The 12,388-nt window shown below is 60.0% G+C and carries 10 protein-coding genes; 5 read left to right on the top strand and 5 right to left on the bottom strand.

All coding sequences use genetic code 11. The features are described from left to right. Window positions 1–22 precede the first annotated feature (22 nt). From CKW21_RS08630 to CKW21_RS08610, 5 genes are all read left to right on the top strand, one after another. A complete protein-coding gene (locus tag CKW21_RS08630; protein ID WP_095193549.1) occupies window positions 23–1,141 on the top strand; it encodes an HlyD family secretion protein in 1,119 nt (372 codons plus the stop codon). Next, window positions 1,141–2,625 carry a DHA2 family efflux MFS transporter permease subunit gene (locus CKW21_RS08625; protein ID WP_095193548.1) on the top strand — a complete coding sequence of 495 codons (1,485 nt, stop codon included), beginning with the start codon at window positions 1,141–1,143 and terminating at the stop codon, window positions 2,623–2,625. Before CKW21_RS08630 ends, CKW21_RS08625 begins: the two co-directional genes overlap by 1 nt. Before the next feature lie 18 nt (window positions 2,626–2,643). Beyond that, on the top strand, window positions 2,644–4,116 hold the full coding sequence (locus CKW21_RS08620) for an efflux transporter outer membrane subunit (protein ID WP_095193547.1): 1,473 nt from the start codon (window positions 2,644–2,646) through the stop codon (window positions 4,114–4,116). A 227-nt stretch (window positions 4,117–4,343) separates the two neighbouring features. Further along, a complete protein-coding gene (locus tag CKW21_RS08615; RefSeq protein WP_095193546.1) occupies window positions 4,344–5,294 on the top strand; it encodes an aldo/keto reductase in 951 nt (316 codons plus the stop codon). 105 nt (window positions 5,295–5,399) lie between these two features. Beyond that, window positions 5,400–6,347, top strand: a complete 948-nt coding sequence (locus CKW21_RS08610) for a LysR family transcriptional regulator (protein WP_095193545.1) — start codon at window positions 5,400–5,402, stop codon at window positions 6,345–6,347. A 40-nt stretch (window positions 6,348–6,387) separates the two neighbouring features. On the opposite strand, the gene CKW21_RS08605 is transcribed toward CKW21_RS08610, so the two are convergent. The 5 genes from CKW21_RS08605 to CKW21_RS08585 form a co-directional block, all read right to left on the bottom strand. Next, on the bottom strand, window positions 6,388–6,660 hold the full coding sequence (locus CKW21_RS08605; RefSeq protein ID WP_170948649.1) for a DUF2790 domain-containing protein: 273 nt from the start codon (window positions 6,658–6,660) through the stop codon (window positions 6,388–6,390). A 706-nt stretch (window positions 6,661–7,366) separates the two neighbouring features. Further along, a complete protein-coding gene (locus CKW21_RS08600) occupies window positions 7,367–9,049 on the bottom strand; it encodes a BCCT family transporter (protein ID WP_256590156.1) in 1,683 nt (560 codons plus the stop codon). A gap of 292 nt (window positions 9,050–9,341) precedes the next feature. After that, window positions 9,342–10,607, bottom strand: a complete 1,266-nt coding sequence (locus CKW21_RS08595; RefSeq protein ID WP_095193702.1) for an MFS transporter — start codon at window positions 10,605–10,607, stop codon at window positions 9,342–9,344. 77 nt (window positions 10,608–10,684) lie between these two features. Beyond that, a complete protein-coding gene (locus CKW21_RS08590) occupies window positions 10,685–11,056 on the bottom strand; it encodes an ethanolamine utilization protein EutQ (RefSeq protein WP_095193544.1) in 372 nt (123 codons plus the stop codon). Then, window positions 11,053–12,381 (bottom strand): FAD-binding oxidoreductase, encoded by a 1,329-nt coding sequence (locus tag CKW21_RS08585; protein ID WP_095193543.1) that lies wholly within the window; start codon window positions 12,379–12,381, stop codon window positions 11,053–11,055. Before CKW21_RS08585 ends, CKW21_RS08590 begins: the two co-directional genes overlap by 4 nt. Window positions 12,382–12,388 lie beyond the last annotated feature (7 nt).

Below are 12,388 nucleotides of genomic sequence, written 5' to 3'. Positions count from 1 at the left end.
TTATTCGGTTTGAGGTGTGTTCATGACCCAGCAGTTCGATATCCCGGCTACCCAGACCTTCGAGCACCCAGAGCGGATCAAGAAACCGCTCAAGGAAACACTGCGCCCCTGGCTGATGGTGGGCGTACCTGCCCTGTTCGCTGTCATCAGCTATGCCAAATACGTGGCGGGCGAGCCCTTTGTCACCACTGATAACGCCTACGCCCGGGTGGCCAAGGCCTCGATCAATGCACGGATTTCCGGGCAGGTGGTGGAAATCGCCGTCAAAGACAATCAGCCGGTGCACAAGGGCGATGTGCTGTTTCGCATCGACCCCAAACCGTTGCAGATCGCCATCGACCGTGCCCAGGCGCAGTTGAGCGTCGCGCGGCTGCGCATCGATGGCCTCAAGGCCAGCTACCGCCAGCAGCAGGCTGAGTTGCAATCGGCCAAAGAGTCGGCGGACTTCGACCAGAAGGAATTCGCCCGCAAGAAAGCACTGGTGGCGACCGAGTTCGTTTCCCGGGCCATTTACGAGCGCGCGGAAACCGACCTGAAGATTTCACGTCAGCGCATCGCGTCTATCGAACAACAGATCGCCAGCACCGTAGTGGCTTTGAATGGCAACCCGAGCATCGAAGCCGACCGCCACCCGACAGTGCGTGAGGCCAAGGCGCAGCTGGACGAGGCGCAGCTTTACCTGTCGTACGCCACGGTCTATGCACCCGCCGACGGCATCGTGGCCAAGGTCGACGATCTGCAGGTGGGCAACTACCTCAACAACGGCGCGCCAGCCTTTGCGCTGATTTCCGATCACGAGGTCTGGGTCGAGGCCAACTTCCGCGAAACCCAGGTTACGCATATGCGTCCGGGCCAGGAAGCGACCATCAACATCGATACCTACCCGGATCGCGTGTTCAAGGCCCACGTCACCAGCATGAGCCCCGGCGCCGGTTCGGACTTCGCCCTGCTGCCGCCGGAAAACGCCACCGGCAACTGGGTCAAGGTGGTCCAGCGGGTACCGGTGCGTCTCGAACTGGATGAACCGGACCCTGCCCTGCCGCTGTTTTCCGGCACCAGCGCCACCGTGAAAGTCGACACCGGCCACCGCACGCCCTGGTGGAGCCCGCTCAAATCGCTGTTAACCGCAGGTAATGGCTGATGAACGCCAAGACTGATGGAGCCGCGGGCTCGCTGAGATTCGCCGTGCTGCTGGCGACCTACATGCAATCGGCGAACCTGCCGTTGCCCAATGCGGTGCTCAGGTTGATTCAAGGCAGTCTGTCGATGACCGACGACCAGGCCGGCTGGATTTTCACCGCGTACCTGGCGGCCAGCGCCATCACGATGCCGATTGCCCAGTGGCTCGCCGCGCGCTTTGGCGTGAAGCGGCTGTATCAGGTTGCGCTGGCGGTTTTCGTGCTCGGCCTGCTGCTCGGGACGGCGTCAACGACGCCGCTGGAATTCATCGGCGCACGGATCATCCAGGGCCTGGCCAGTGGTGTGTTGGCACCGCTTTCGATGGGGATTGCCCTGGAGACCCTGGCACCTGAAAAGCGCATGAAATTTGGCGCAACCTGGACGGCGATCGTGCTCCTGGGCATTGCTACCGGCCCGAGCATCGGTGGCTGGATCGCCGAGCATTTCGACTGGCGGCCGATCTTCTACATCAGCCTGCCGTTGTCAGCGTACATCTTCATGGTGATTGCGCTGCTGCTGGCCGAGAAAAAAGCCGAGAAAGCACCGCCATTCGATTTCTTTGGCTTCGGCAGCTTCACCCTGGCGATGATCAGCCTGCAAATGCTGCTCGACCGAGGCGAACGCATGGACTGGTTCGACTCGCCCGAAATCTGGATCGAGGCACTGGCCAGTGGGCTTGGGTTGTATCTGTTCATCGTGCATGTGCTGACCCGAAAGGTGCACTTCTTCAACAAGCACCTGTTCACTGATCGCAATTTCGTGCTGTCGACGCTGATCTTTTTCGCCATCGGTTTCGTGCTGCTGTCGACCATGGCGCTGACGTCGCCGATGCTCGATGAAATTCTCGGTTATCCGCCTGACACCACCGGCGCCCTGACCCTGCCGCGCGGCGCGGGACTGGTCGGAGCGTTCCTGCTGACAGGACGACTTCCCGAGCGTTTCGACCGCCGGCTGTTCGTGGCCATCGGCGTCGCCCTGGTGATCTATGCCAACTGGCTGATGCTCGGCTATTCACCGCTGATGGACTGGCCGCCGGTCGCGCTGGCCGGTGCGATCCAGGGTGTCGGCATCGGCATGTCGATGGCGGCCCTGGCCAAGGTGGCGTTCAGCACCCTCGCCCCCACGCTGCGCCCGGAAGGTACCGGTGTTTTCAACCTGTTGCGTGTGTATGGCAGCACCCTGGGCGTGGCGATTGTGCAGATCTACTTCTTCAACAACACCCAGGCGATGCACCTGGCGATGGCCAGCCATGTGACGCCCTTTCATGCCGTTGCACATTTCGGCACGGCGTCGCTGCCCTTACCGGCACTTGAAGGGCTGAACCACCTGATCACCCACCAGGCCGCGTTCATCGCTGTTGTCGACCAGTTCAAGATTTTGCTGGTGGCGATGCTGGTGGTGAGCCCGCTGGTTGTCTTTCTTCGCAAACCCGCTGCGACCCAATAGTTTTGTGGAGTGTGCCCAATGATATCCAGTCATCCGTTTCAAACGCCATTCCCGGCGAAGCTCAGCGCACTCTCGGTACTGGTGTTCCTGTCCGCCTGTACCGTCGGCCCTGACTTCAAGACCCCGGCCGATAGCCCGTCGCAGCACTATGACCAACAGGCCGAGCAGCGTCTTGGCCAGGACGGCGGGCAGCGCATCGAACCGGGCAGGAAAGTCAGCGGCCACTGGTGGTCGGCCTTGCGCTCGCCCAAGCTCGACCAGGTGGTACGCCGTGCCATCGACGGCAACCTTGAGTTAGTCGCCGCCGATGCCACCATTCGCCAGGCCTCCGCCTCCGTGGCCGCCGCAGAAGGTGCGCTGTATCCGCAGGTCGACTTCGGCGCAACGGCCGGTCGCCAACGGCTGCACAACGCCAAGGCGCCAGCGACCGACAACTTCTATGCGATCGGGCCACGGGTCGGTTTCGACCTGGATGTGTTCGGTGGCAACAAGCGGTTGGTCGAACAGCAGCAAGCGTTCGCCGATCTGCAAAAGCGTCGTTACGACGCGGCGTACCTGAAGCTGACCAGCGATGTGACCAGCCAGGCCTTGCTGGTTGCGTCGGCCAATGCGCAAATTCAGGCCGTGGAAAAACTGCTGGCCAATGACAGCAAAAACCTCGAACTGGTGCGCGCCGCGCATATCAACGGCAGCACCACGCAGGTCGATGTGTCGCTGGCCGAAACGCGGCTGGCCCAGGACCGCACCCTGTTGCCGCCCCTGGCCCAGCAGCGTGATGCCGCACGTCATGCGCTGTCGATTCTGACCGGCAAAGGCCCTGCCGACTGGATCCCTCCGCCGTTCGACCTGGCTGATTTCACCCTGCCGGCCAGTGTGCCCGTGAGTTTGCCATCCGAGATGGCCCGCGCCCGGCCGGACGTGCAGCAAGCCGAGGCCGAGTTGCATATCGCCAGCGCCGCCGTGGGCGTGGCGACCGCCAATCTCTATCCGAAGGTGACGTTGTCCGCGTCTCTGGCCCAGGCCGCTTCCGGTAATGGCGGCGCGGCACTCTGGGGCTTCGCGGCGGGGATTGCCGGGCCGATCTTCAATGGCGGCACGCTCAAGGCTGAACGCCAGGCCGCCGTGGAGGGTTACAACGCGACGCTCGCCAGCTACCAACAAACGGTTATCAGCTCGTTCGGCCAGGTCGCCGACACGCTGCAGGCGATCAACCATGACGCCGAACAATACCGGGCGCAGGACGACGCGTTGCGCGCCGCCGAAACCAGTTTTCGCTTGAACCAGCAAGCCTACGCCCAGGGCGAGAACAGCATCCTCCAGGTGCTGGAGGCGGAACGTGCCTATGAGCAGGCCTTGCTGGGGCATATCCGGGCGAAAACGGCGCAGTACCTGGACACGGTGCAGTTGTTTGTGGCGCTGGGCGGGAATTGCGCGGGTGTGTTTGAGCAGCGCGTTGCCAGCCGTGAAACAGGCAGCACGTCATACCAATAAACGCAAAAAACGTTCAGACAAACAAGAAACCTGTGGCGAGGGGATTCATCCCCGTTGGGCTGCGAAGCAGCCCCAGCATTCATTCAGGCAAATCGAGTTGTCTGGATTTACGACTGCTGCGCAGCCGAGCGGGGATGAATCCCCTCGCCACAGGTTAATCAAAAACCAATTTATGAAAGGCCACGTCCGCGCTTGCGGTCGTGGCCCCCTGAGAGTGGAGTCAATTCATGTCCTACGAAGCCTTTCACGATGACCTTCGAGATACCGCCTTTGCCCTGAACAACGGTGCAGGAAAGATGCCCGCCGTGGGTTTCGGCACCCTGTTCAAAGACCTCAGCGTCACCACCCAGGCGATCACCCACGCGCTGGAAGCCGGGTTCCGGCATTTCGATTGCGCCGAGCGTTATCGCAATGAAGAACAGGTTGGCGTGGCCCTGCAGGCCTTCATGGACGCCGGCAAGGCGCGGCGCGAGGACTTGTTCATCACCACCAAACTGTGGAACACCAACCATCGTCCGGAGCGGGTGGTGCCGGCCTTTGAAGCCAGTTGCCGCCGGCTTCAGGTGGACTACATCGACTGCTATCTGATCCACACGCCATTCGCCTTTCAAGCCGGTGACGATCAGGATCCCCGAGATGTTTTTGGCCATGTCCTCTATGACTCGGGCGTGACCCTGATCGACACCTGGCGGGCACTTGAATCTCTGGTGGATGAAGGTCGCTGCAAGTCCATCGGTTTGTCCGACATCACCCTGGAGGCGCTGAAAGAGATCGTGGCCGTGGCGCGGATCAAACCCGCCGTGGTGCAAGTCGAATCCCACCCTTACCTGCCGGAATGGGAACTGCTCGAGTTTTGCCAACAGCACGGGATCATCGTCCTGGCCTTTGCCCCCCTCGGCCATGGCATGGAGCCGAACGTGCTGGAAGAACCGGTGATCACCGGTATCGCCCAGCGCTTGCAGAAGACCCCGGCACAAGTGGCCCTGGCCTGGGCGGTGCAACGCGGCGTGGCGTTCCTGACCACCTCGGCCACCCTGAGCCACATTCAGGAAAACCGCGACATTTCGACCCTGCCCCACAGGGCCATGCATGAAATCCGCCAGGACATCACCACCCGGGTTCGCTTCAACTCGGTGGTTGAAACCGGTGTCCCGGGGTTCATTCCCCGGAAAAAGTAACCTGGCACAGGAGCGGCTCTTCACACAGCCGCTCTTTTTTGGCCTGATCCATCGTTGTGCCGGCCAGCCCCTATAATTTTTGACTTCCCCCCTGAGGTGACACCGATGGATGTTTTCCAGACCATGCGTTTTTTCATGGCGGTCGCCCAGAGCGGCAGCTTCACGGCAGCGGCCCAGCTGTTGGACACCACCACGACCAACGTGTCCAAAGCCGTGTCGAGCCTGGAGGCCAGGTTGCAGACACGCTTGATCAATCGCACGACCCGGCGCCTGGCATTGACCGAGGCCGGCATGCGATATCTGCAGCGCTGCGAGAAGATTCTGCAAGAGGTGCGCGAAGCGGAAGAGGAAGCGGGCACGGCACAGATCAACCCCGTCGGCCGCTTGAAGATTCACGCGATGTCGGCCATCGGCAATCACTACGTGATCGATGCCATCGCCAAATACCGCGAGACGCATCCGTCAGTGTTGTTTGATCTGACCTTGACCAATCGGCTGCCCGACTTGCTGGAGGAAGGCTATGACATGTCGATCGTGCTGGCGCGGGACCTGCCCGACTCGGGATTTGTCGCTCAGCGGCTGGGGATCACCTACAGCATTCTCTGCGCCTCGCCGGCGTACCTGAAAAAACGCGGAACACCCGACACGCCGGGCTCGCTGGGTGCGCACGATTGCCTGAGAATCGTCCACACGGTCATGCCGGTCCAGCACTGGGTCTTTGAAGGACCCGAAGGCGTGGAGACCGTCAACACCCCGGAGTCGCCGTTTCACGTCAACACCGCCGATGCCATGACCGTCGCCCTCACCCGTGGCATGGGCATCGGCATCCAGCCGGTGGCGTCTGCCGTTGCCGGGCTCAAGGCAGGCACTCTGGTGCGAGTACTGCCCGAGTATCATTTTGAAGAGTTGAATCTGTTTGCCATCTACCCTTCACGAAAATTCGTCGATGCAAAAATAAAAACCTGGGTGGAGTTCTTGAAGGACTACATTCCCGGGTTGTTGGCTGCCGATGAAAAAATTGCCCGCACGTCGTTCAACGCCAAAAACGTCTGAGTCCGGATGGAGTGTCGACCCTCCACCGCCCGCACAGCACTCAACCGTTAGAACACCCGCTGCCCATGACTTGATACTGCAGGACATGGCGTTGCCCTTGCGAGTCTTCATAGGTCATTTGCGCCGGCACCGGGCCGCATTCGTTCGGTACATCGCTGAGGGTGATGACCTTATTGATGTCCAGTTTCGATCCGTAGGTATAGGTCTCGACCGCCGGCTTGCCGGCTTGCGGCTTGGCATGGCTTTCTTCGGCAAAGGCCTGCGCACCTATGCAAGCGAGCGCGAGAACAATTGCGATTTTTGAGATGTTCATGGGGGTCACCGTCTCGTTCAAGTTTGTTGGCTTGGGCCTTGTGAACCCTTGGTATGGGTTCATTCGGTAGAGACGATGCTAGGGCTTTGACCCGATGCCAAACAGTGCTGGGCGGGACAAACACTGTTGTCAAAATGGAGAGGAATGGACCTGCATTTTTTGCCGATGCACTCTGTCCGAATGTGGGAGCCTGCTCGCTCCCACAAAGGATCTTCGGCGGTCGCAGATTTCGCGTTCACTGAAGATCAAACTGTGGGAGATTCTATGTTGAATGTACCGGCCTCTTCGCGAGCAGGCTCGCTCCCACAAAGGACCTTCGGCGGTCGCAGGTTTCGCGTTCACTGAAGATCAAACTGTAGGAGATTCTATGTTGAATGTACCGGCCTCTTCGCGAGCAGGCTCGCTCCCACAAAGGACCTTCGGCGGTCGCAGGTTTCGTGTTCACTGAAGATCAAACTGTGGGAGCGAGCCTGCTCGAGAAGGCGTCCGGTCAGTCGATATGGATGTTGAATGTACCGGCCTCTTCGCGAGCAGGCTCGCTCCCACAAAGGACCTTCGGCGGTCGCAGGTTTCGCGTTCACTGAAGATCAAACTGTGGGAGCGAGCCTGCTCGCGAATGCGGCGTGTCAGTCAACATTTATGCTCAATGACACACTGCATTCGCGAGCAGGCTCGCTCCCACAAGTGAAATGGCTACAGCTGTTGATCAATAAGCCTGCGCCGCAGCAAGCGAACCCGCCTTGTTCACAACCGGTTCCACGTCACGACGCTCAACCTGTTCCGGCAAATCACCCACCGCCGGTGTCCTCGCAGGAACTGCCGGCATCTCCTTGCGCAAGCTATGAATCAACGTGTAAGACATCACCAGCAGCAACATGGCAATCGGCAGACCCGCCGCGATGCTCGCCATCTGAATGGCTTTCAATCCGCCGGCCAGCAACAACCCCGCCGCAATGGCCCCTTCCAGAATGCACCAGAGCAATCTGATCCAGTTGGGTGGATTGGTGCTGCCCAGCGCACACAGGGTGCACAACACTTGGGTTCCGGCATCCGCCGTGGTGACAAAGTGCACCCCGAGCAACACGCAGACCAGGATCGACAACGCGGCGCCAATGGCCTGGCCATCGAGCGATTGCAGCAAGGTGAACATGGCCGCGGTGGTTTCTTTCTTGGTGGCGAGCAGTACCGTGCCGCCTTCGAACTTCGGTTGTTCTTGAGTGACCACTTGAGCCGCGACGGACGCCTGGTAAGCCTGTTTGTCCTGTTGCTCATTCTTCAGCGCCGCGCCACCGAACACCGACATCCACAGAATGGTCACCATCGTCGGCACCAGCAGCGCCCCGACCACCAGCTCCCGAATGGTCCGGCCTTTGGAAATTCGCGCAATGAACAACCCGACGAAAGGCCCCCAGGTCATCCACCATGGCCAGTAGAACGCCGTCCACCAGTTTTGCCATTCGGTGTCCTTCTGCGCGTCCATCCAGAAACTCAGGCCGACAATGTTCTGCACATAGTCGCCGGTGGATTCAAACATCAAGTTCAGAATGTAGCGGGTTGGACCAATGGCAAGTACCGCCAGCATCAATATGAAAGACAAGTACATATTAAGCGTGGAAATACGCTTCATGCCTTTTGACAGGCCGGCCAATAGCGATATACAGGCAACAATACTGACAAACAGGATGATGGATAACTGCAATCCGACACTGACCGGAATACCAAACACTTGGTGCAATCCGGTATTGATCTGCACAACACCCAGGCCAAGCGACTGGGAAACACCAAAGGCGGTAATGACAACGCCCATGATGTCGACGACATGACCGATCCATCCATAAATACGATCGCCAATCAGTGGGTAAAGCAGTGAACGGAGCGCCAGCGGCAAGCCTTTACGGTAGGCAAAGTAGGCCAGGCTAAGGCCGATCATCGAGAAAATGGCCCAAGGGTGCAGGCCCCAGTGGAACAGCGTGATACGCATGGCCAGGGTCGCCGATTCATCGGTCAAGCCCTTGGAAAACGGGTTGTCCGCATAGTGCAGCATCGGTTCGGCGACGGACCAGAAAATCAGGCCGATGCCCATACCCGCACTGAACAGCATCGCAATCCATGAGGCGAAGCTGAACTCGGGCCGATCATGTTCGCGACCCAGTTTGAGCGTGCCGAAACGGCTGATGGAGATATAAAGCAACAGGCCAAGTACACCACTGATCAGTGCGATGTAATACCACTTGAAGTTATGCAGAATAAACACCGAAGCCATCTCAAAGGCCTTGGCTGCCTGCTCATCTTTAAATGCACAAAATAGAACGAAAATGATCACTGCTAATATGGAAGCCACTGTCACATTCGGATTAAGGCCTTTCAACATGCCGGATTGCGCACGCATTGTTTTCCCCTTTTGTTTTTGTTTAAGGGTGTAGATAGTGTTCCGCAGGATGTTTATCGCCCGGCATCGACTGACGCCGGAACGCTTTATCCGCAGGTTAATTCCGGTCTATCTCGGTTTTGGCAGCATTGCCAAGATGATTGAAACCAAACCACCGTTCAAACCATATTTAGTCACCGACTCATGAGAAAAACGCATCAATAAACCGCCTATGACCTACAGTCCTGTAGGAGCGAGCTTGCTCGCGAAAAACGCCCGGATAACGCGTTCATTCAGACAGCACGCGTTATCGTTAACGACCATCGCGAGCAAGCTCGCTCCTACACAAGGGCGTGCCCTCGCCCACAGGCTCGACTACCGACACCAGGTTTGAGCTGGCAATCCCGTTGGGCGTCACCGGGTGATGCAGCGGCGCATCCTTTTGCAGGTGCTTGCCGGTGATTTTTCTCTGGCCCACCAGCAATGCAAGCAGCAAGGCACTGCCGGCATAGAAATAGTAAAAACTCGACGCACCGAGGTATTCCATCAGCACACCCGCGATCAACGGCCCGAAACAGGCGCCGACGCCAAACGTGATCAACAGCATGCCCGAGAGCGACACACGCAACGGCGGCTCCATGTTGTCATTGGCCAGCGCCACGCCAAGCGGGTACAGGCAGAACTGCAAGAAGCCGATGCCCGCGCCGAACCACAGCAAGGTGGCAAACGAAGGGCTTTGATTGACCGCCAGCGGCAGGCTGACAAGAATCAACAACACCGCCACGGCGCGGATCAGGCTGGCACGGGGCAATCGATCCGACAGCCAGCCCAACGGCAACTGGGCCAACAGCCCGGCGCCGATGGTCAAGGCCATGAACTGCCCGACCTGCGCCGTTCCCAACCCCTGCTTGCTGGCATAGATCGCGGCCAGTCCGTAGAAGCTTCCGTTGATCATCCCGGACACCAGAATGGTCACCAGCGACTGCGGAATCCGCCGCAGGAACAATCCCAGGTCAATGGAGGCCGCCGGCACCGCCGTCGGATGCGCGCTACGGGTCAGTGCCACGGGCACCGAACACAAGGCGAACACCATCGCCACACCCAGCAACGCACGGATGCCCAACCCTTCATCAAGACTCAAGGCCAATTGACCGAGCATCATGCCGACGTAACTGGCGACCATGTACAGCGCCAGGACACTGCCGCGCTGTTCGGTCCTGGCCTGGTCGTTGAGCCAGCTTTCGATCACCATCAATTGACACATCATCGCCAGCCCGACGAGCGCTCGCAGCACCAGCCAAAAAGGCAATGACGCGCTGAATTCGTGGGCCAATACCGCCGCCGCAATGATGCCGGCACAGGCCGCGTAAGTTCGAATGTGCCCCACCTGCGCGATCAGGCTACGCCCGACCCAACCACCCAGCACCATGCCCAGGGCATTGGCGGCCATCAACGCACCGCCCGCGGTTTCGGCCGCTCCCGATCCATTCAGGCGCAGCGCCAGGTAAGTCATCAGCAACGTCGATCCCAGCTGCATCAACAGGCTGGCCAAATAGAGCGCGCCGAACATCTTCGTCAGTCCAAACACGGTGCTGATTCCCGGAAAATGAGATCGCGAAACCCGTGGCCTGCAACCGCAGGCCACGGTCAGATGACTCAAGTCAAACCGTGGAGCTGCTTCCAGTTACCCGGATGCACCACATAGCCAAACAAGGCATGCCCGCCGTACACCAACGCGGTTCCTTCGGGAATCCACAGCAACTGCCCGGGTGTGACCTGGAAAAGCTCGTCGCCGACCTGCAGTTCAAAGCAGCCCTCGATGACGAAAATCACCTCGTCATACAGCACCGTCCAGGCCACTTGCGCGCCCTCCCAACGGGCAAAACCCACGCCGATGTTCGGCGAGATTTCATTGCTCAGGGCACGGGCGACCCAGGCGGCACCGGGCGGACCGCCACGGAAAGTGAAATCCAGGTCCTGGTGGTCGATGCGCAACACCCGGCTTTTACCTTTCTCGGGCTTACTCATAACTCGCTCCGGCTGTTCCAGGCCGCCAAGCGAATTCGCGAGCGAACACCCAGGCCGAGGAACGGCTCCGGCGGGTTGAGCGACGGCATGCCGGTCACCGCGCGGATGTCGTTCAACTGTACGGAGTCGGCCCCCACGGCAAGATCCGCCAGCAAGGTGCCGGAAATCGTGCCCCAGGCCGCACCGACACCGTTGTCGCACGCCGAGGCGTGGACGCCCGGCTCCAGCTCGCCGAAGAAGTTGGTGAAGTTGCGTGAGATCGCATACACCCCGCCCCAGGTGTGGCTGAACGGCACGTCGGCCAGTTGCGGGAAGCGCGCCTGGAAGGCCTTGCGATGCGCATCGTGCACGTTTGAGCGCATGGCATCGCTGGTGCTTCGGCCATATTTGGGCACGTGCTTGTAGGTGTTACGGATGATCAAGCGGCGGTCCTGGGTCATGCGCACCGTCGTACCGGCGTGGTCCGCCGGCGTCAGGCCCCAGTCCAATTGACCGCCGTAGGTGGCCAGTTCGGCATCGGTCAGCGGACGGGTCCAACTGGCGAAGGTCATCACCGGCAACAGGCGATTGCGCAGATAGCCAAACTCCTGGGTGAAGATACTGGTGCCCAGCAACAGTTGCGGTGTGCGGATCACGCCGTTGGTGCCATGCAAAATCCAGCCGCCCCGACCGTCGCGCTCCAGTCGCTGGATGGGCGACTCTTGCAGCAACTCGACATTGCCCGGCAGCGTGCGCGCCAGGCCGGTGACCAGCGCGGCAGGTTGCATCAGGTAGCAGCCTGGCGTGTAGATCGCGCCGCTGTAATGTTGGGTGCCCAGTACGCCGGCCAGCTCTTTTGAGTCGACCCGGCGAAAGGGTTCGCCCAGGTCGCTCATCAGCCGCTCGAAGTGATCCAGATACGCCAGGCCACGCGGGCCCACCGCGCCTTGATACTTGCCGGCATGGGACCATTGGCACTCGATACCGTGGGTTTGCACCAGGCCCTGCAACTGTGAAATGGCCGAACGGTTGAGCGACAGCAAACGTTGCTTGTGTGCCGGGTCCGGATGCTCCAGCGCGAACTTGTGGGGCAAGTCGATCACGAACCCCGAGTTGCGCCCCGAGGCACCATGGGCGACCCGCTGCGCATCCACCAAAATGATGCGCGCTTCGGGGTGATGCTGGGCCAGGCGACGGGCCGCGGCCAGGCCGGCAAAGCCCGCCCCCACTACCGCAAAGTCTGCACGCTGTTCGCCGGACAAGCGCTTGCACGCCGGCTGCTCGGGCAATGCTGCGTACCAGCCGCAGCTCGCATCGTCATAAGGCAAATTGATCGAATTTTTCATGGTTCCA

The organism is Pseudomonas sp. Irchel 3A7, from assembly GCF_900187565.1.
Taxonomy (GTDB): Bacteria; Pseudomonadota; Gammaproteobacteria; order Pseudomonadales; family Pseudomonadaceae; genus Aquipseudomonas.
Note: the sequence above shows the minus strand (reverse complement) of the source record. Positions and strands in the feature narration are given on the sequence as shown.